The organism is Pseudotabrizicola sp. 4114 (assembly GCF_031457365.1).
In the GTDB taxonomy this organism is placed as follows: domain Bacteria; phylum Pseudomonadota; class Alphaproteobacteria; order Rhodobacterales; family Rhodobacteraceae; genus Pseudotabrizicola.
The window spans coordinates 120,358-139,336 of sequence record NZ_JAVDWP010000007.1; the positions used below are offsets into that span (position 1 = coordinate 120,358).

Genomic DNA, 18,979 nt, shown 5'->3' on the forward strand with positions numbered 1-18,979 from the left:
ATCTTGCACAAGGAAGAACCGTGTCATTTGCATGTCAGAAAACCGATGAAAAAACCAATGGCCGCGTATTCCCCAAAGACACCTGGCAGCCCGTCGCGCACCCTGAGCAACACGGTATCACCCCGGCCTTTCGCGCTGATCTGGATGCGACACTTGAGGCCCTGCCAACCACGTCTTTCATTGCGGTCAGCGGGGGAGAGACGCTCTACACCTACGGCGATGTCTCAGAGGTCAGCTATCTTGCCTCTACCCGCAAGAGCATCCTGTCGATGCTGATGGGAAATGCGGTCTGCGACGGCAGGATCGACCTTGATCTCACGATCGGGGATCTTGGCATTGAAGAAGAGGTTGGTCTGCTGCCCATCGAAAAGTCTGCAAAATTGCGCGATCTGCTGATCAGCAGCTCTGGCGTCTACCATCCTGCCGGCAGCCCGGGCGGTGACATGAAAGACGTGCCCGCGCGGGGATCAAAGACGCCGGGTGAGTACTTTCACTACAACAATTGGGATTTCAACGTCCTTGGGGCGGCATTTGAAAAGTTGACCGGGCGTTCGGTTTTTGCCGCGCTGGAAGAGGATCTGGCGCTGCCGCTGCGGTTTCAGGATTTCGACCGCAACCGCCAGCGGATGCTTGGGTATAATGGGCAGTCGCGGTATCTGGCCTACCATCTGTTTTTGTCCGGGCGGGACATGGCCCGGATCGGTTTGCTGATGGCGCGCGGTGGCACATGGGGCGACCGGCAGATCGTGCCCGCCGAATGGGTCGCAGAAAGCACGCAGATCCGGGTTCCCGCCCATGCCATGAATGGCAGCCGGAAACAGCGTGTGGCGGGCTACAGCTATCTGTGGTGGATACCTGTGGTCACGCCCGAGACACCGGAATGGCAGGGCGCATTTGTCGCAGCGGGCCATTTCGGCCAGTTCATCCTTGGGCTGCCCATGCTCGACATGGTGGTCGTGAATCGCCGCGCCATTTCAGACGAGATGGCCATAGCCCGCAATAACGGCACCTTCACAGACGAGCCTGCGACTGTGAAGATGGAGCAGTTTCTGGCGGTGGCAGACAAGTTCATCGCAGCGCGGCGGCGGTAAGCTGGCGCATCAAGATTGCCCCACAGGCAAGCCAGCGGGCTTGCCTCGCGGGCCTGCGACAAGGTAAAAGGACCCATGCAGCGTTTCCCCCTCGGCGGCCTGGACTTCAACCTGCTGAAGGTGCTGTACGCCCTGGCGGTCAAAGGCAACATGACTCAGGCCGGGACTTACATCGGCCTGTCTCAACCTGCGATGAGCCATGCTCTGAAACGTCTGCGCGCGATGACCGGAGATGAGTTGTTCATCCGCAACGCGCGCGGATTGGTGATGACACGTCACTGCTCCGATATCTTTCCCAGCGTCAAACGCATCGTCGATGAAGCTGAAACGGTCATGCTGGCGCATCGGAGCTTTGATCCGATCCAGTCGACCATGACGTTCCGCATCGGGATGAACGACTATTTCTCGGTCGTCCTGATGCCGCGCCTGCTGGAGCGTATCCGCGTCCTGGCTCCCGGATGTGTTATCGAAGTGCAGCATATGCCTCGCACCGTCACTCAGCCGGTCCGGAGCAACCGGACCCTGATGCAGGACTACCTTGAGGATGGCACCATAGACGTTGCAGTGATGACGGCGGACACCATTCCTGCCCGCTTTCAGTCAATGCCGCTGTTCACCGAACGGCGTGTGTGCATCATTTCGGCAAACAATCCGGCAGCGCAATCTGAATTCACCTTCGAGAAGATGCTGGAGCTTGGGCATGTAAAGGTCACATCTTCGGCCAGCCGTCGGGGCTGGATTGACGAACATCTGGATACTCTGGGCCGGCAGCGACGGGTTGTTGCGCTTGTTCCGCATTTTTCCTCGGCTGTGGCCATCGTCGGCCGGAGTGACCTGATCGCCATCATGCCCGAAAGTGTAGCCAGGCTCTTTGAAAAATCCCACGACCTGGTTTTGCTTGATCCACCGTTTCTTGAACAGAAGCAGTCAACCAGCATGATCTGGCTTGCAGAAAATCAATCAATGCCGGCCAATAAATGGCTTCGGGATCAGATTGCCGGGTGCTTTTGACCCCGTTGGCAGGTTGCTATTGGGTTCACTCTACATGGCAACGACGGATTGGATCGTCTCTGCAAACGCGGTCGGAGCCTGAAATCGTTGCCCGGGTGTAATCTGGCGAGGGTTGCCATCGGCCAAGGTCAATGTGCGCACCTATCGCCTGACCAACCCGCTCGCGCATGTTTCGGGAAAGAACAAGGCAATCCGCATCCCCACGGATGCGATGGGCGAGGCGATCGCAATCGGATCGGGAACCGAGCCTCTGGCCAGCGCGGCGACCGCGCTCACGGCTGGACTCCGACCTTTCGACCCCTGTTCACAGGAGGGTGGAAGCGCTACCGTTCGGTCCATAGCGGAGAATTTCTGGATGAAACACAATAGTCTCGACGCCATAAGAACAGGACGAAAGCCGACAGGGGCGGCGGTCTTCCGGCCGGGGCTGACCACTGCGCTGTTCAGGGCTTTTTTCGAGGAGTGGGCAGAGACCGGATATGCGGCAGTAAGTCTGGAGCGTGTCGCGGCACGGGCGGGTGCAGGCAAGGCGGCCATATACCGGCGGTGGCCGTCTAAACTGGCATTTGCGTGCGAAGCCATACAGGCTGTTGGCCTGAGCCTGGCTGATTTTGAGGATCGGGGCTCCTTGCGGGAAGAACTTGCGGCAGCTCTTCGAACAACGCGGGTGGTGTTCCGGCATCCGTTGATGCGCAGGATCATCCCGGATGCGGTCGCTGAACGCGCCAGAACTCCAGAACTATCAGCGATCCTGGACAGCCTGGCTGCCGCGCGTCGACGTCTCGGAAACGGCATGCTGGATCGTGCTATCGCCCGCAACGAGCTTCATCCCGACATCGACAGAGAGCTTGCGCTCGATTTTCTTGTATCGTCCCTTTACATGCGAATGATCGTGCGGCGCAAAAATGTTTCGCTCGCTGAACTTAACAAGCAGGTCCTCACGATCGAATCCGCGATAAAGGCCTGCTGACGGCGCGCAGTGCAACGTCACTATCCGGCGCGATGGCCGCGCCGAGATCGGCCAGCAGCTTGCGCTCCAGCGCGTCGTCGTCGGCCCGTTTTGCAGGATGCCCACACGCTTTCGGCCGGTCATGCGTTGTCTGGTGCCGATGTTACCGAGGCGCCGCCGTGGCTGGGGCAAGATCTGCCGGCCATTGCGACGGGATAGACCGCACCGGATCCCGGACCGCGCGACGATAATCGGACGGCGTTACCCGCATGTGCCTGGTGAACACCCGGGCAAGCACCTGATTGGACGAGTACCCCACTTCAAGCGCAATCTGGGTGACCGGAAGGTCCGTCCGCTCAAGGAGGTCACAGGCTTTTTCCACACGCAACCGCGTGAGGTAGACCCGTGGCGGCACGCCGATGCTTTGCTTGAACATGCGCGCGAAATGAAACGGCGACAGCCGCGCCTCGGCAGCCAGTGCATCAAGGCTGATGTCCTCCGACAGCCGCGCCTGCAACAATTCCAGGCAGCGCCGCTCTGCCCATGGGGCAAGACCGCCCTTTGCCGATGTAAACGGTGTCCCGCCCAGCCGGCACAGCTCGGCGAGGATTTCGCACCCTGCCGCCCGCGCAAGCAGGCGCGAGGGCACGCCCTCTTCGTGACCCAAAGCCCAAAGGTTTCGCAGCAGGGACCGGACCGTCGGCGAGTTGAACACCCGACCGTAGATGCAAAAGTTGTCGAGCGGGAACCGGCCGTCGGCGGCCTCGTCCAGCACGCTGCGCCACTGTGCCACCGGAAACGCCAGGCTGCGGAGCTGATGGCTTTCGTCGTTGATGACCGTGGTCGCAAAGTTTGGTGCCGCGACGGCGAGCGTGCCTTTTCTCGTCGTCAGATCAAAGCGGCCGCCGCCCAGATCTCCCCGGACCCGTCTGCAGCCAAGCATGTCCTCGACCAGAACGATGTCTGGCAGGGCCGGGCGGGACATGTCACCGGCAGGTCGCGCCACCTCGACCAGATCAAGCACTCCGCCCGACGACTTCCTTGCCCGCACGAAAGACGCCTGTTGGCCTTCACGGTACCATTGGGAGGAAGACGAAAAGGCAAGCCGTTCCATGTCGTGTCTCCTGTGAGGTCGCTTCACGTCCTCTCGATCGGGCTTCATCACACGGCATGATCGGAACGATACCGTTCCATCCATAATGCAGAAACAATGGATGGAACGCAAGAGTACCGACGACAGAAAAAGGCGGTGCCGAGCGGAGAGCGGTGATCCGCCCTGCACTGACGGCGAGACTGTTCAACAACAAACAGCAAGATCGGCATCTTTGCAGCAGACCTGGCGACGTCATACACCGATGCCTTCGCTAGATTTCTCAACACCGCGCAGCTCTGTGCTTCACCGGCAGCGTGCGCGCGCGATCGCGAGACGGCACCGGGCACAAGCCTGAAATGGCATGGATCGAACAGACAGGATTGACTATGCCGCCCAACGACACGCCGACACCACGGCTCACCACGACCGCGCGCGCTGTTCCTGCTGGTCGACGACGCGCAGAGGGACCGCCTGTTTGCCATCATCGCGGCAGCAATCTGCGGCGTTCCTGCCGGTATCACCGAACGGCAGATTCGGTCTTTCCAGCGGGTTCATGCGGATGTCGGCGACGATGTCTGCGCGGCGCTGGATGCAGCTGATCCGCAATTCTGAAACGCTCTCCGATGAAAGGATGCCAGCATGAGTTGGAACCCAGCAACCGAACCGGGCTGTCCCGATGATGTCGGCATAGACGCAATCGAAACCCTTATCGTTCCACGGTCACGGGATCTGGGCGGTTTCGAGGTCCGGCGCGCCCTGCCCGCCCCCAAGCGGCAGATGGTCGGGCCGTTCATCTTCTTTGATCAGGCCGGGCCTGCCGAACTCCTGACCGGTCAGGGCATTGATGTCCGCCCGCATCCGCATATCGGCCTTGGCACCGTCACTTACCTGTATCGCGGCGACTTCCATCACCGTGACAGCACCGGTGCCGATCAGGTCATCAGCCCCGGCGCTCTGAACTGGATGGTCGCCGGGCGTGGCGTGACCCATTCGGAACGCACCTCTGCGGCGGCCCGCAGCGGTCCGAACGGCCTGTTCGGGATCCAGACATGGCTGGCTCTGCCTGATACGCATGAAGATGCGGCACCCAGTTTCGAGCATCATGGCAAGGAGGCGCTGCCGATGATCGAGGAGCGCGGCGTTTCCGTTCGCCTGATTCTTGGCAGCGCCTATGGCAAGACGGCACCCGCGACAATGTTTTCGGAAACCTTTTACGCCGATGTGACGCTGGAACCGGGAAGCCGGTTCCCAATGCCCGACGATCACGAAGACCGGGGCATCTACATCGTCGAAGGGTCAATCTCGGTCGCGGGGCAGGCGTTCGATGCGGGGCGGATGATGGTCTTCCGACCGGGCGACAAGATCACGGTCGCCGCTGGCGACCGCGGCGCGCGGCTCATGATCCTTGGCGGTGCCACCTTTTCCGGCCCCCGCTATATCTGGTGGAACTTCGTCGCGTCGTCAAAAGAGCGCATCGAACACGCCAAGGCGGAATGGCGCGCCGCGAACTGGGGTGAGGGACGTTTCGATCTTCCGGCCGATGACCGCGACGAGCATATCCCTTTGCCGGATTGACGGGCGTGGCGTCCCGGTGCGGAACCGGAAAGGCCTGCTCCCCCACAGGCCGATGTGCCGGTCGAGCGGCAAGACGGTGCTTCAAATGATGGCAACGAGGCCGCGAAGGCTGGCCCTGCTGCCGGTCTGTGAGTTACGCTGCCATCGACGCCGGATTGAAGCGTCCGGACCTGAGCATCCATCGCCAGCAAACGCAGACGTCCGGCTGCTGGCATCAAAGTTGTATCAACGTCGGGCGCGGGCGCGCACCGGCGTTGCCTGTCGAAAGGAAAGAACAGATGGCCGTAGAGGGATTGGGCCCGACGATTGGCCCCGTGGTCGTGCTGTTGGGAGCGGCGGTGATCGCCGTGCCGTTGTTCCGGCGTCTGGGGCTGGGGTCGGTGCTTGGGTATTTCGGGGCCGGGGCGCTGGTCGGGCCCTCGGTGCTGGGGGTGTTCACCGACCCCGATACGATCCTGCATTTCGCGGAACTCGGCGTGGTGATGTTTCTGTTCGTCATCGGGCTGGAATTGCGCCCGCAGAAACTCTGGGCGCTGCGGGGGCAGATATTCGGCCTTGGATTGGTGCAGGTGAGCCTTGCGATTGCCTTGCTGTCGCTTGCGGGCGTGATGGTGTTCGCATTACCGCCGGTCACAGCCTTCATCGCGGGCGCAGGCTTCGTGCTGTCTTCAACGGCTGTGATCATGTCCAGCTTGCAGGAACGCGGCGAGATCGCCAGCCCGGAGGGGCAGAAATCGGTCTCGATCCTGCTGTTCGAAGATCTGTTGATCGTGCCCCTGCTGGCGGTGGTGGCCTTTCTGTCGCCGCTCGGACAGGGCGAGGGCGGGCTGCAATCGGCGGCACTGGCGCTGGCCGGGCTGGCGCTGCTGCTTGTGGCCGGGCGCTGGCTGCTCGGACCGTTCTTTGCGCTGCTGGCGCGCGCCCGGGCGCGCGAGGTGCTGAGTGCCGGGGCACTTCTGGTCGTGCTGGGATCCGCACTCCTGATGGAAGCCGTGGGCCTGTCGATGGCAATGGGGGCATTTGTGGCCGGCGTCCTGCTCTCTGGCTCCAGCTATCGCCATCAGATTGAAAGCGACATCGAGCCATTCAAGGGCCTGTTGATGGGGCTGTTCTTTCTGGCTGTCGGCATGTCGCTGAACCTTGCCGTCGTGGCCGCAGAATGGCCACTGCTGCTGGCGATGCTGCTGGTCTATGTGCTGGTCAAGGCTGTTGCCATCTACGCCACGGCGCGGGCCTTTGGCGCGGTCAATCTGGCCGCGCTGCGCCGCGCCGTCATGTTTGCACAAGGGGGCGAGTTTGCCTTCGTCCTCTATACGGCCGCTGTCGCCGGCGGCGTCATCGACGCGCGCGAAAACGCGATCTTCTCGACAGTCGTGATCTTGTCTATGGCAGTCACCCCGCTGATCATGATTGCGGCCGACAGGCTGTTGCGTGATCCTGGTGCCGGACTGGATGGGGTGGAGCCGGCAAACGGGCTGCGCGGGCAGGCCCTTTTGATCGGCTTCGGGCGTTTTGGCCAGATCGCCCTGCAGATGCTTCTGGCGCGAGGTGCGCAGGTTTCGGTGATCGACAACAACCCAGACCGTATCCGCGAGGCCGCGCGCTTTGGCTACAAGGTGTTTTTCGGCGACGGCACACGGCTCGACATTCTGCGCACGTCAGGGGCTGCGCAGGCGCAGGTGATCCTGATCTGTGTCGATGATCGCCGGGCCGTCAGCAGCATTGTCGAACAGGTCCGGCACGAATTTCCGAATGCCGCAGTGCTGGCGCGCAGCTATGACCGGGGCCATTCGATGGCGCTGATCCGGGCAGGCGTCGACTATGAAGTCCGCGAGACGGTTGAATCCGCCCTGCTGATGGGGGCAGAAGGGCTGCGCCGGCTGGGCTGGGATGAGGCCGCCGTGACCGAGGCCCTGGAGGATACCCGCCGCCGCGATACGCAGCGCCTGGCCGAACAGGTGCTGGGCGATATCATGTCCGGGCACGACAAGATCCTGACCGCGCCAGTGCCCGAACCTCTGACACCCGTTCCACAACTGGCGAAGAATGCGTCGTGACAACAATGACCATCCTTGGCGCAAGGAGCAGTCAAACTGTCAGGGGGTTTTCTCGACCACCGTCGCGATAGCCGTTGCGATAGCCGCCGGGCTTTCCACAAGAGCCACCTGGCTTAGCGGCCAGTCTTCAGTCCTGAGGCCAAAGGTCTTGTTGAGCCAGGCGAGCGTCAGCCGCCGGGTCGCTTCCAGCGCATCCGGATCTTCCACCTCGGTTTCCTTGGCATCCAGCCCCGAGATCCCGCCAAGCCCGTGGCCCACGCCCTTGATGGTCAGCAACGCATCGGCGCCGGGTGCGTCATGGAAGGCGTCCGCGTGCCACCCAGGGCCCCGGGGTGTGAAATGGGGAGTGTCCTCGGCACCGCAGACCACGAGGGTCGGCACCTTGATTGAGCTGAAATCCACGTCGAAGAAGGGAAAGCGCGCGGCACTGTCGGGCGTCAGGTCCACGCCGCCACGGCCCGGGGCTGCAAGCAGGATACCGGCCCTGATGCGCGGATCGGAGAAATCCTCACCTCGCAGACAGGCGCCGAGGAGAAGGCTGCAGGTCTGGCCGCCAAAGGAGTGGCCCGCCACTGCAATCCTGCCGTGGTCAAGCCGCCCGACGACGGCAGGCGCCTGCGCTTCGATCTCGGCGAGATGGTCGAGAATAGTGCGCATCTCGGCCACCCGCTCGCGCCAGAAGAAGGGACCTTCGGGCAGGTCAGGGTCCAGCCCGCCAATGCGTGAACTGGCGTGCGTCGGTTGGATGATCGCAAATCCCCGTTCGGCCCAGAACTGGGCGAGCGGCGCGTAGCCGTCTTTTGACGGAATGTACTTCGACGGGCCGAAGCCGTGCGACAAGATCACGATCGGCAGCGCGCCCCCAGTTGCGGGCGCGGTCAGGCGCAGTTCCAGTGATTGACGGTCGGGCATCTCCAGGCGGATCGGCGTATAGGCCACAGTGAGGCTTGGCTCCGGCGTTGGCAGGGTGCGGGACAGAGTGATCAATCGGTTCATCGGATTGCCTTTGTAAAGAAGGGAAAGGGCGCGACGGGCCTGTCGCGCCGCAAGGGTCAGGCCGCAGAGAGGCCTTCTTCGTAGAACCATGTCCGGGCATCCGCACCGGCTGGCAGCTTCATCGGCGCGGTCTCGTCGGTGACGGCACGCCAGACGGCTTGGGCGACATCGCTGGCCTGAGTCTTCTCGGTGGCAGACCGGAGACTCTGGAAAGAGGCCTGCAAAAAGGGACCGTAGGCTTCCGGCACGTCCATGCCCATCCGGGCAATGGCGTTCTTTCCGAAGGCCGTCTCTGGCGCGCTGCCGGGCAGGATCAATCGGACACGGACGCCGAACTCGGCAGCTTCAAGCGCAAAACTTTCAGAGAAGGCATTCAGAGCGGCCTTGCTGGCGCTGTAGATCGACAGGGCAGGCAGCGGGCGCAGGGTCACGCTGGAACTGATGTTGACGATCACGCCGCCCCGACGCGCACGCATGCCAGGCATCACCGCCCGGGTTACCGCCATGGCGCCCAGAACATTTGTTTCGAACAGCTCGCGGGCGCAATCAATCTCGGCGCCCTCGAGAACGTTGAGCATGCCGACGCCGGCATTGTTCACCAGCGCGTCGAGTGGCCCGGCCTGTTCGATGGCGGTCAGGATGCTGTTGGCATTTGTAACGTCGAGGGGCAGCACCTTGAGGTGGTCCGAGACCGGCAGATCCCCGGCGGAAAGCGTGCGCATCGTGGCGACGACCTCCCAGCCCTGGTCAAGGAAATGTATGGCGATGGCACGGCCAAATCCCGAAGAAGCGCCGGTAATAAGGATGCGAGGCATGTCAGTTCTCCTGTTTCGATGCACGGGAGATAGACATGCGGAACCGGATGAACTATTATCTGAAGTCCACAATCATTCATCATGTGTCCAAATTCATGCGCGACACCCTCTCCGATCCCCTTTCCAGTGTCGTCACGCTGCTGAAGCCCACGGTATCGATCTCGAAGCTGGTCGAGGCGGGCGGCACATGGCAGGTCACCCGGCATGACATGGCCAGCCCGTTCTATTGCGCGATTGTCGAGGGGAGCTGTCGGCTGCAGGTGACGGCGCGCGAGCCGGTGATGTTGTCGGCCGGCGATTTCGTCCTGATCCCCGATCTGCTGGGCTTCACGATGACCAGCGCGGTGCCGCCGCCCCCGCATGTGCCGCGCCTGCCGCTGGAGACCGGGCCGGGCCGGTTCCGACTTGGGCCGGCGGACGCGTCGATTACCATGCGCGCGCTGGTCGGGCATTGCCGCTTTGACGCGCCGGCGCGGGACCTGCTGGTGTCGCTGCTGCCCGAGATGATCCATGTCTCCGGTCACGACCGCCTGATGGCCTTGGTGCCGGTGATCCACGAGGAGACTCGCGCCACACGACCGGGGCGCGGGCTCATCCTGGAGCGGCTGCTGGAAGTTCTGCTGATTGAGGCGCTGCGGTCGGGCCCGACCATCGACATGCCACCCAGCCTGCTGCGGGGCTTGTCGGACCCGAAGTTGGCCACCGCGTTGCGGCTCATCCACGCGGATGCCGGCGGCGGCGTCTCCATGACCGGACTGGCGAAAGAGGCGGGGCTGTCCCGCTCCGGCTTTTTCGAGAAGTTTCGAAAGGAGATCGGTCGCGCGCCGATGGAATATCTGACCGACTGGCGGATGGCGGTCGCGAAGTCCCTACTGCAGCAGGGCGGGTACACAAATGCAGAGATCGCCTTGAAAGTCGGCTACGGCTCTGCCAGCGCGTTCGGGATTGCCTTCGTCCGGCATGAAGGGCTGTCACCCGGCGCCTTCGCAGCCCGCCACAAAGGCTAGGGCAGGCATCCCGAAGTCCCTTCGAGACTCAGGCTTCGGACCAACCGTGTCGCCAACGCCTTTCTCCTGAACACCAAATGCGCTAAGCTGACGATAAGCTAAAGGTTGAATCAATCCTGGGGGCAGCACCCATGCAGCTTTGCGCTTGCGACAGATCCCAACCGATGACTGCACCGCCTCATTGCCGCGGCGGCCCCTTCGGCCCACACCCGCAACCCGGCTTCTTGACCGTCGCGGTTGCCTGAATGACAAGCGCTTTTGATGCCATCATCGTGGGAGCGGGACAGGCCGGACCGCCGCTGGCCGCCCGTCTCAGCGAGGCGGGTATGAAGGTTGCGCTGATCGAGCGGCATCTTCTTGGGGGAACCTGCGTCAATACCGGATGCACGCCCACCAAGACGATGGTGGCAAGCGCCCGGACCGCCTTTGTCGCACGCCGGGCTGCGGAGTACGGGGTCAATATCGGCGGCGATGTGCGGGTGGATTTTGCGGCTGTGCAGGCCCGGCAGCGAGCGGTTTCCACGGCGTCCCGCAAGGGTCTTGAAGACTGGGTTGCGGGCATGGCGCGCTGCACCCTTTTTCGCGGCTATGCGCTTTGTTGCGCCGTACGAGATCGGGGTCGGCGAAGAAACCCTCCCGTCAGACCTGATCTTTCTGAATGTCGGCGGGCGGGCGGTCGTTCCTGATCTGCCGGGTGTTCAGGGCGTTCCGTTTCTGACCAACAGCTCGATTCTGGACCTGCAGGATCTGCCACGGCATCTGGTGATTGTCGGCGGCGGTTACATCGGGCTGGAATTCGCGCAGATGTTCCGCCGCTTTGGCAGCGCCGTGACGGTTGTGGAACATGGTCCCCAACTCCTCGGCCATGAGGATCCGGACATCCGCGACGCGATCCGAACCATCCTTGAACAAGAGGGCGTCGCGTTCCGGCTTGGGGCGGATTGCATCCGGTTTGAGGCGCGGGGGGCCGACATTGCTGTCGGTGTCTCGTGCCAGACCGGCGCGCCGGAGGTGGTGGGCTCGCATGTGCTTCTTGCCATGGGACGGCGGCCCAACACCGATGATCTCGGCCTCGACCGTGCGGGCATCGCGGTGGATGCGCGCGGAGTGATTGCGGTGGACGACACCTTGCAGACCAATGTGCCCGGCATCTACGCGCTCGGCGACTGCAACGGGCGCGGGGCCTTTACGCACACTGCCTTCAACGATTTCGAGATCGTCGCTGGAAATCTGCTGGACGGTGGTTCGCGCAGCCTTGCCGACCGCGTGCCCGCCTATGCGCTTTATATCGACCCACCGCTCGGTCGCGTCGGCATGACGGAAGCGGATGCACGAAAGGCCGGAAAGCCTTTCCGCGTCGGCCTTCGGCAGATGACGCGGGTGGGCCGTGCGGTGGAAAAGGGTGAGACGCACGGGCTGATGAAAGTGATTGTCGAGGAAGGCTCCGACCTGATCCTGGGGGCGGCAATCCTTGGCAAAGATGGGGACGAGGCCATACATGGCATCATCAACATGATGAACGCGGGCGTCACGGCCGAAGCCTACCGACGCGCCATGCCGGTCCACCCGACACTGTCCGAGCTGATCCCCACCATTCTGGGGGATCTCGGCCCCGCCGGATGATCGGCGGAGCCGGGAAGCCTTCGACCGCCATCTTGCCGCAGGCGGGCGCTTTATCCGCGCGTCAGGCTTTTCTCAGTCACTATGACCCGGCACTGTACTACTTTGCCATGTCCAGACCCGTCCACCGCGCCGCAAAGGCCCACAGATCGGCGATTTCGTCCAGCGCCTGTCCGACCGGCTTTCCACCACCATGTCCGGCCCGCATCTCGACGCGCAGGATCCGGGGACGATCCCCCAGATCGGCATTCTGCAGGGCCGCCGTGTATTTGAAACTGTGGGCCGGCACGACGCGATCATCCGTGTCCGCCGTCGAGACCAGAATGGCCGGATAGCGCGCTCCCGGACGGATTGTATGATAGGGGGAATAGGACAACAGGTTGCGAAAGTCGGTCTCCTGGGTCGGATCGCCAAAATCGCTCGTCCAGAACTGCCCGTTCGTAAAGCGCGCAAAGCGCAGCATGTCCATGACCCCCACGCCTGGCAGAGCGGCGGCGAACAGGTCCGGGCGCTGATTGACCACGGCTGCGACCAGCAGGCCGCCATTCGATTCGCCCTGAACCGCAAGTCCGTCCGGCAGGGCGATGCCTTCAGCCTTCAGGTATTCCGCCGCCGCGATGAAGTCGTCAAAGACGTTCTGCTTGTTGGCCAGCCGTCCGGCGTCATGCCAGGCTTTGCCGTATTCCCCGCCGCCACGCAGGTTCGCCACGACATAGGCACCGCCCGCCTCGACCCAGGCCAGCACGGCGGGCGAGAAATAGGGGACCATGCTGATGCCAAAGCCACCATAGCCGTAAAGGATGGTGGGCACCGGACCGCTGACACCCGCCCGGCGGACGACGAACATCGGCACGCGGGTGCCGTCCGCAGACCGACAGAAGCGCTGTTCGACGGCGATCTGATCCAGATCAATGGCCACATCAGGTCTGGCCCAGATCGTCTGGCTCCGGTCGCCCATGTCATAGCGGCAGATCGTGGTGGGCGCATTATGCGAGGTGAAGACGTAAAAGACCTCCGGGTCGCCGGGATGGCCTTTGAAGCCGCCTGCGCTGCCGATGCCCGGCAGCTCGATCAGACCATCGGGCGTGCCGTCGGGGTGATAGCGACAGATCTCGAACCTTGCGTCGATCTGATAGCTGACCACAAGCCGCCCGCCCAGAAGCATAGCATCGTTCAGTGTTGCATCCTCGCGCTGCCGGACCAGATCAATGACCCGCAACTGAGGATCAGCCAGATCAATCTGTACGACCCTGCCAAGCTCGGCTCCCTTGTCCGTCACAAGGAAAAACCTGCTGCCCTGATTGCCCGCGACCGACCAGCTGTGATCAAAGTTGTCGATAAAGGGCCGCAGCGGCCAGTCGCGATCTTGCAGATCAACAATTGACAGCGCATTGCTGCCGACGCCCGGCATAGAGGAAATCACCGCATAGCACCCGTCCGGCGTGACGCTGACCGCGTGGAGCATGACCTGCCCGTCCGGGGTCGCATGAACCAGCCGGTCTTCGGCCTGCGGTGTGCCAAGGGTATGAAACCAGACCGAATGCTCGATTGCTGGCGCGTCGAACGCAGTCTCTGTCGGCGGTTCAGGAAATCGGCAATAGAAGAACCCCGATCCGTCATGTGCCCAGGCAATGCCGGTGAACCGCGCCCAGAGAATTTCGTCAGGCAGGATCGTTCCGGTGTCAATGTCCAGCACCCTGATGGTGCGCCAGTCCGACCCCTTTTCCTGCACGGCATGGGCCACGTGGCGGCCATTGATGCTGACGGCCCATTCCGCCAGAGCAGATGATCCATCTTCCGACCAGGTATTGGGATCAATCACGATGCGATCCGGGCCATCAAGGCCACTGCGCATGACAAGAACTGCCTGATCCTGCAGTCCCGGGTTGCGGGTGAAGAAATAGCGCTGCCCTCGCTTTACCGGCGCGGTCAGTTGCGCATGATCAGAAAGCCGGGCCAGTCGCTGTCGGAACTGGTCGCGTCCGGGCAGGCTGGCCAGATGAGACCGTGCCAGCTTGTCCTGTGCGCGTACCCAGTCGGCGACCTCGGGATGGGTGCGGGCGTCCCCTTCAAGCCAGCGATAGGGATCGGCGACATCGGTGCCGAAATACGTCTCGACAATGTCGGTGCGGCGGGTTTCCGGATAGATCATTCTGGATTTCTCCTGTGTGAAGACGCGTCATCTGAGGAGCTGACCGGATCGCAGACCGGCAGGCTGGCGACGCTTCGGATGGCCGCAGCCAACCGGCTGCACACCTCGGCATGGGTGAAGACGCGTCCTTGGGAAAAGGTGGCAATGGAGATGTCCGCGTCGATGACACGAACGGCGGCCATCGCAGAAGCCGCGCACACGCGCACATCAATGTCATCGCAACGGCGCCCTGAGCGTCGGGCAAGGATCGGAACCAGATCATCCTCGGCTTCGGCACTGGCCATCAGATACGCCGAGCGGATCGCCGGCTCGGACGTGATGCGGGAGATCAGACGTGCCACGGCGATGCCATCGCGGATGTCCTGATCCGACTTCAGCATGCTGCCAAGGCTGTCATGCAGATAGGTCTCGATCGACTGATGATCGGGCCAGTTCTGCAGAAGTTCGATGAAGCGCAGCCCCGTGATGCGGAAGAGCGGCTCGATACAGGCTTCCTTTGACCGGAAGTACCGCCACACCGTCCGTTTGGACAGCCCCGCCGCCGCAGCAATGGCATCGCCACTGGTCTTCTCGACTCCGTTTTGCCAGAACAGGTCCGCCGCATGGCGTGCCACGGCAAGACGGTTCTGATCCAGCTTCTGGCGGTCCATGATCTGCTCCTGTCACTTAGTGTCATTTTGGTAGATGGCACTAAGTGACAGACAAGTCAATGACGGACCCGGATTTACGATCAGGGCGCGCTGGCCGGACAGCGGGTATCGCTCTCAAAGAGCGATGCAGATCCAGAAGGCATCTGTTGCAGGGCACTCCTCAGGCCAGCGGGAAAAGCGCAAGATCTGCACCATCGCGTCAGGGCATGCGGCGCAGCCACCCGTGAAGCAGAGTAACCTCTACTTCAGAACGGGCATCATCCCGCCCGCGTCTCCGCTCAGTGCTACGGCCCGCAGCACGTGAAGCGTCATCGGCGTGCATGCGCAGCACAGTTCCGTTGCTGCGCCCGGCACAAGGCAACAAGACTGGAGAGACACGTGAAGGCCATCGGATACAAACTCCCCGGACCCATCGACGGCGAGGCGTCTCTGGTAGACATTGATCTCCCCGAGCCCGCGCCTACTGGCCGCGATCTTCTTGTCGAGGTGAAGGCAATCTCGGTGAACCCCGTCGATTTCAAGGTCCGCCGCAGCACGCCGCCGCAGGACGGAGGGTGGAAGGTGCTGGGTTACGATGCATCCGGTATCGTGCGCGCCGTGGGGTCGGACACGACACTGTTCCGGCCCGGGGACGAAGTGTTCTATGCCGGCTCGATCACCCGTCAGGGCACAAATGCAGAGCTGCATCTGGTCGATGAACGGATCGTCGGCACCAAACCCGCCTCTCTGAACTGGGCAGAGGCCGCCGCGCTGCCATTGACGACGCTGACAGCATGGGAAGCCTTTTTTGACCGTCTGGATGTGAGCAAGCCGGTTCCGGGCGCGGCACCGGCCATATTGATCATCGGCGGCTCCGGGGGCGTCGGTTCGGTTGCGGTCCAGATTGCCCGCCAACGCACCGACCTTACCGTGATCGCAACGGCATCACGTCCCGAAACGCAGGAGTGGATAAAGGCGCTTGGCGCACATCACATTCTCGATCATTCGAAACCCCTCGCGCCTCAGATCGAAGCGCTCGGCATCGGTGCGCCGGCGTTTGTGTTCTCGACCACTCATACGGGCGACCATGTCGCCGATATCGTCGAACTGATCGCACCTCAGGGCCGCTTCTGCCTGATCGACGACCCTGCAGGCTTTGACATCATGGCGTTCAAACGCAAGGCGGTTTCGATCCACCATGAGCTGATGTTCACGCGGTCGATCTACGGCACGCCTGACATGGCCCGACAGGGCCAGATCCTGAATGAGGCGAGCGCTCTGGTCGACTCTGGCAAGCTGCGCACCACGCTGACCGAACGCCTGTCGCCGATCAATGCGACCAATCTTAAAGCCGTTCACGCGCTGCTGGAGAGTGGCAAGGCACGCGGCAAGATTGTCCTTGAAGGCTTCTGAGCTGACGGACGATCCGCCTGACATCTCGGATAGAAGGAACAGATACCATGCCTGCATATGTTGTCTTCATGCGGGACGAAACGGTCGATCCCGTCGCACTCGCGGAATACTCTGCCAAAGCCGATGCGAGCTTTGAAGGGCACGCGATGACGCTCCTTGCAGATTACGGTCCCCTTGAAGTTCTGGAGGGTGACAAGATCGAGGGTGCGGTCATCCTTGAGTTTCCCGATATGGACGCAGCGCGGGCCTGGTATTTCAGTCCTGACTATCAGGCAACCGCACAGCATCGCTTCCGGGGCGCGCGCTACCGGGGCTTTATCGTCGGTGGGGTTTAACGCCATTCAGACGGCTCAGGCGACTGAACCCAGAGTTCAAAGGCTTCAGCGCACGCCAGTTCCAAAGCGCACGACATCCCGGACATACTGCTCAGTTTATCCGGTGTCGTCAGCATATTATCAGAAAGGCCAACCATGACGGATACAATGAAGGCAATCGTGCTTAAGGAATTCGGCGGCTACGATGCCTTCGAATTGCGGGATGTTCCCGTCCCGCCTGTCACCTCCCGGCAGGTCCGGGTGCGCGTCCACGCCACCGCCATCAATCCTCTGGATTATCAGATCCGGCGTGGCGACTATCCTGATTATGTGCCGCTGCCCGCGATCATCGGCCATGACGTTTCCGGCGTCGTGGAAGAGAGGGGCACGGATGTCACCGAGTTCGAGATCGGCGATGAGGTCTATTACACGCCCAAAATTTTCGGCGGCCCCGGCTCCTATGCAGAGCAGCACGTTGCCGATGTGGATCTGGTCGCTCGCAAGCCGCGCAATATCAGCCATCTGGAGGCCGCCAGCCTGACGCTGGTTGGTGGGACAGTGTGGGAAGCGCTGGTCGGTCGTGCGCAACTCGCCGTTCACGAGACCATTCTGATCCATGGTGGGGCCGGTGGTGTGGGCACGGTGGCGATCCAGTTCGCCAAGGCAATGGGTGCGCGGGTCATCACAACGGCGCGTTCTGACAACGAAGAGTTCGTCCGTTCGCTTGGGGCGGACGAAGTCATCGACTACACCGCCGGCGACTACGTCTCAGCCGTGACCGACCTGACACAGGGCGAGGGGGTGAATGTCGTCTTTGATACCATCGGAGGTGATACGCTGACCAAGAGCCCGCTTGTCCTTGCCGATGCCGGACGGGTGGTCAGCATTGTCGACATCGCGAATCCACAGAACCTGATCGAAGCCTGGGGCAAGAATGCCGCCTACCATTTCGTGTTCACCCGGCAGAACCGCGGCAAGCTCGACGCGCTCACCAAACTGGTCGAACGCGGCCTGATCAAGCCCGTCATCGGCGCGGTACTGCCCCTGGCCCGGATCGGCGACGCGCATGAATTGCTTGAAAACGGCCGTTCCCATGGCCTGCGTGGCAAGGTGGCCATCGATGTGTCGGGCCAGAACTGACCTGTGCGGTGAGGCGGCTGCTTCACCCAAAGCCTGACAGATCGAGCGGATGGCAACGGATCTTTTCCAAACCATCCGTTCCGGAACCAAAGGAGAGAAAGATGATCCTTGCTTCATCGCAGGTCCAGACTGTCGAGCCGAATTTATTCGGTCGCGGTTACACATCGATGTTCGCGCCCCAGCGGTTGACTATCGGCGTTTACTTCCCGCTCGAGGCCTATGTGGGTGCCGAGCCGCTGATGCACGATCAGATCAAGCTGGCTCAGCAAGCGGACCGTCTTGGCTTCGCTGCCCTCTGGGCCCGCGACGTGCCGCTGAACGACCCGACTTTCGGGGATCTGGGCCAGATTTACGATCCCTTTGTCTGGCTCGCGACAATTGCGGCGCAAACGCACACCATCGCGCTCGCCACAGGCGCAGTCATTCTGCCGCTCCATCACCCGATCGACGTCGCCAAGGCAGCGGCATCGCTTGACCACCTGTCCGGCGGGCGCTTTGTGTTCGGCGTCGCATCGGGAGACCGCCCGGTGGAATACCCAGCCTATGGGCGCGACGCTGGCCAGCGTGCCGACCTTTTCCGCGACGCATTTGACTACACCGAAGCGCTGCTTACGAAGCGTTTTCCGCACCATGCCTCGGCGCACTATGGCCGGCTTTCGGGCGGTGGCGACCTGGTTCCCAAGCCGCTCACATCCCGCTTGCCCGTCCTTGTTACGGGGCAGAGCCAGCAATCTCTGGACTGGATTGCGCAACGTAGCGATGGCTGGGTCACCTACCCCCGCGATCTGCTCAAGCAGGCGCAGGTTGTGTCGCAATGGCGCGAAGCGCTCCGCCGCGCCGGGGCCGGCTTTAAGCCGCTTGCACAGTCACTCTACCTCGACCTGACCGACAATCCGGATGCGCCGCCCCGACCCATCCACCTCGGATACCGGTTGGGCCAGCGGCGGCTGGTTGACCTGCTTGGCGAACTGCGCACACATGGGGTCAATCATGTCGCCCTCAACCTCAAGTTCAGCCAGAGGCCGGTCGCCGACGTTCTGGAGGAAATCGGACGTGACGTTCTACCGCATTTCAGCGTTGCCGACGCCCCATAAGCCCTGCGCGTACTGGTCCGTCA

General features: G+C 62.3%; 17 protein-coding genes. 12 read left to right on the forward strand and 5 right to left on the reverse strand.

Translation table 11 applies throughout. The features are described from left to right. The first annotated feature begins 20 nt into the window (after window positions 1-20). From J2X53_RS16290 to J2X53_RS16300, 3 genes are all read left to right on the forward strand, one after another. Window positions 21-1,091 carry a serine hydrolase gene (locus J2X53_RS16290; RefSeq protein WP_349038548.1) on the forward strand — a complete coding sequence of 357 codons (1,071 nt, stop codon included), beginning with the start codon at window positions 21-23 and terminating at the stop codon, window positions 1,089-1,091. Between the two features lie 75 nt (window positions 1,092-1,166). Next, the gene (locus tag J2X53_RS16295; RefSeq protein WP_349038549.1) at window positions 1,167-2,102 is read left to right on the forward strand and encodes a LysR family transcriptional regulator; all 936 of its coding nucleotides are present in this window, start codon (window positions 1,167-1,169) and stop codon (window positions 2,100-2,102) included. Window positions 2,103-2,235: 133 nt separating this feature from the next. Further along, window positions 2,236-3,072: a TetR-like C-terminal domain-containing protein gene (locus J2X53_RS16300; RefSeq protein ID WP_349038550.1), complete on the forward strand. Its 837-nt coding sequence runs from the start codon at window positions 2,236-2,238 to the stop codon at window positions 3,070-3,072. Between the two features lie 142 nt (window positions 3,073-3,214). Here J2X53_RS16300 and J2X53_RS16305 read toward each other — a convergent pair whose 3' ends face one another. Beyond that, complete coding sequence (locus tag J2X53_RS16305) at window positions 3,215-4,165, reverse strand: AraC family transcriptional regulator (protein ID WP_349038551.1); 951 nt, start codon at window positions 4,163-4,165, stop codon at window positions 3,215-3,217. A gap of 462 nt (window positions 4,166-4,627) precedes the next feature. On the opposite strand from J2X53_RS16305, the gene J2X53_RS16310 reads away from it, so the two are divergent. The 3 genes from J2X53_RS16310 to J2X53_RS16320 all read left to right on the forward strand — a co-directional run bounded on the left by J2X53_RS16310 (window position 4,628) and on the right by J2X53_RS16320 (window position 7,776). Continuing rightward, window positions 4,628-4,756: a hypothetical protein gene (locus J2X53_RS16310; RefSeq protein ID WP_349038592.1), complete on the forward strand. Its 129-nt coding sequence runs from the start codon at window positions 4,628-4,630 to the stop codon at window positions 4,754-4,756. A 27-nt stretch (window positions 4,757-4,783) separates the two neighbouring features. Continuing rightward, window positions 4,784-5,719 carry a pirin family protein gene (locus J2X53_RS16315; protein WP_349038552.1) on the forward strand — a complete coding sequence of 312 codons (936 nt, stop codon included), beginning with the start codon at window positions 4,784-4,786 and terminating at the stop codon, window positions 5,717-5,719. A 278-nt stretch (window positions 5,720-5,997) separates the two neighbouring features. Continuing rightward, on the forward strand, window positions 5,998-7,776 hold the full coding sequence (locus J2X53_RS16320) for a monovalent cation:proton antiporter-2 (CPA2) family protein (protein ID WP_349038553.1): 1,779 nt from the start codon (window positions 5,998-6,000) through the stop codon (window positions 7,774-7,776). Between the two features lie 39 nt (window positions 7,777-7,815). Here J2X53_RS16320 and J2X53_RS16325 read toward each other — a convergent pair whose 3' ends face one another. Both J2X53_RS16325 and J2X53_RS16330 read right to left on the reverse strand, forming a co-directional pair. Then, window positions 7,816-8,772 carry a dienelactone hydrolase gene (locus J2X53_RS16325; RefSeq protein WP_349038554.1) on the reverse strand — a complete coding sequence of 319 codons (957 nt, stop codon included), beginning with the start codon at window positions 8,770-8,772 and terminating at the stop codon, window positions 7,816-7,818. 56 nt (window positions 8,773-8,828) lie between these two features. Further along, window positions 8,829-9,587 carry an SDR family oxidoreductase gene (locus J2X53_RS16330; RefSeq protein ID WP_349038555.1) on the reverse strand — a complete coding sequence of 253 codons (759 nt, stop codon included), beginning with the start codon at window positions 9,585-9,587 and terminating at the stop codon, window positions 8,829-8,831. A gap of 47 nt (window positions 9,588-9,634) precedes the next feature. Between J2X53_RS16330 and J2X53_RS16335 the strand changes: the two genes are divergently transcribed. Then, window positions 9,635-10,594 carry an AraC family transcriptional regulator gene (locus J2X53_RS16335; protein WP_349038556.1) on the forward strand — a complete coding sequence of 320 codons (960 nt, stop codon included), beginning with the start codon at window positions 9,635-9,637 and terminating at the stop codon, window positions 10,592-10,594. Window positions 10,595-11,182: 588 nt separating this feature from the next. After that, a complete protein-coding gene (locus J2X53_RS16340) occupies window positions 11,183-12,217 on the forward strand; it encodes a mercuric reductase (RefSeq protein WP_349038557.1) in 1,035 nt (344 codons plus the stop codon). 97 nt (window positions 12,218-12,314) lie between these two features. On the opposite strand, the gene J2X53_RS16345 is transcribed toward J2X53_RS16340, so the two are convergent. Both J2X53_RS16345 and J2X53_RS16350 read right to left on the reverse strand, forming a co-directional pair. Continuing rightward, window positions 12,315-14,366 carry a prolyl oligopeptidase family serine peptidase gene (locus tag J2X53_RS16345; protein ID WP_349038558.1) on the reverse strand — a complete coding sequence of 684 codons (2,052 nt, stop codon included), beginning with the start codon at window positions 14,364-14,366 and terminating at the stop codon, window positions 12,315-12,317. After that, a complete protein-coding gene (locus J2X53_RS16350) occupies window positions 14,363-15,016 on the reverse strand; it encodes a helix-turn-helix domain-containing protein (protein WP_349038559.1) in 654 nt (217 codons plus the stop codon). Before J2X53_RS16350 ends, J2X53_RS16345 begins: the two co-directional genes overlap by 4 nt. Before the next feature lie 378 nt (window positions 15,017-15,394). Between J2X53_RS16350 and J2X53_RS16355 the strand changes: the two genes are divergently transcribed. The 4 genes from J2X53_RS16355 (at window position 15,395) to J2X53_RS16370 (ending at window position 18,956) form a co-directional block, all read left to right on the forward strand. Next, window positions 15,395-16,408 (forward strand): zinc-binding alcohol dehydrogenase family protein, encoded by a 1,014-nt coding sequence (locus tag J2X53_RS16355; RefSeq protein WP_349038560.1) that lies wholly within the window; start codon window positions 15,395-15,397, stop codon window positions 16,406-16,408. A gap of 47 nt (window positions 16,409-16,455) precedes the next feature. Then, window positions 16,456-16,743 (forward strand): DUF1330 domain-containing protein, encoded by a 288-nt coding sequence (locus J2X53_RS16360; RefSeq protein ID WP_349038561.1) that lies wholly within the window; start codon window positions 16,456-16,458, stop codon window positions 16,741-16,743. Between the two features lie 147 nt (window positions 16,744-16,890). Continuing rightward, window positions 16,891-17,862 (forward strand): zinc-dependent alcohol dehydrogenase family protein, encoded by a 972-nt coding sequence (locus J2X53_RS16365; RefSeq protein WP_349038562.1) that lies wholly within the window; start codon window positions 16,891-16,893, stop codon window positions 17,860-17,862. A 101-nt stretch (window positions 17,863-17,963) separates the two neighbouring features. After that, complete coding sequence (locus tag J2X53_RS16370) at window positions 17,964-18,956, forward strand: LLM class oxidoreductase (protein WP_349038563.1); 993 nt, start codon at window positions 17,964-17,966, stop codon at window positions 18,954-18,956. The last annotated feature ends 23 nt before the right edge of the window (window positions 18,957-18,979 follow it).

Coding starts and splice junctions, on each gene's coding strand:
- J2X53_RS16345 (WP_349038558.1), bottom strand. CDS start 14,366: ATGATCTATCCGGAAACCCGCCGCACCGACATTGTCGAGACGTATTTC.
- J2X53_RS16330 (WP_349038555.1), bottom strand. CDS start 9,587: ATGCCTCGCATCCTTATTACCGGCGCTTCTTCGGGATTTGGCCGTGCC.
- J2X53_RS16305 (WP_349038551.1), bottom strand. CDS start 4,165: ATGGAACGGCTTGCCTTTTCGTCTTCCTCCCAATGGTACCGTGAAGGC.
- J2X53_RS16350 (WP_349038559.1), bottom strand. CDS start 15,016: ATGGACCGCCAGAAGCTGGATCAGAACCGTCTTGCCGTGGCACGCCAT.
- J2X53_RS16320 (WP_349038553.1), top strand. CDS start 5,998: ATGGCCGTAGAGGGATTGGGCCCGACGATTGGCCCCGTGGTCGTGCTG.
- J2X53_RS16365 (WP_349038562.1), top strand. CDS start 16,891: ATGAAGGCAATCGTGCTTAAGGAATTCGGCGGCTACGATGCCTTCGAA.
- J2X53_RS16360 (WP_349038561.1), top strand. CDS start 16,456: ATGCCTGCATATGTTGTCTTCATGCGGGACGAAACGGTCGATCCCGTC.
- J2X53_RS16295 (WP_349038549.1), top strand. CDS start 1,167: ATGCAGCGTTTCCCCCTCGGCGGCCTGGACTTCAACCTGCTGAAGGTG.
- J2X53_RS16335 (WP_349038556.1), top strand. CDS start 9,635: ATGAACTATTATCTGAAGTCCACAATCATTCATCATGTGTCCAAATTC.
- J2X53_RS16315 (WP_349038552.1), top strand. CDS start 4,784: ATGAGTTGGAACCCAGCAACCGAACCGGGCTGTCCCGATGATGTCGGC.
- J2X53_RS16340 (WP_349038557.1), top strand. CDS start 11,183: ATGCGCTTTGTTGCGCCGTACGAGATCGGGGTCGGCGAAGAAACCCTC.
- J2X53_RS16370 (WP_349038563.1), top strand. CDS start 17,964: ATGATCCTTGCTTCATCGCAGGTCCAGACTGTCGAGCCGAATTTATTC.
- J2X53_RS16325 (WP_349038554.1), bottom strand. CDS start 8,772: ATGAACCGATTGATCACTCTGTCCCGCACCCTGCCAACGCCGGAGCCA.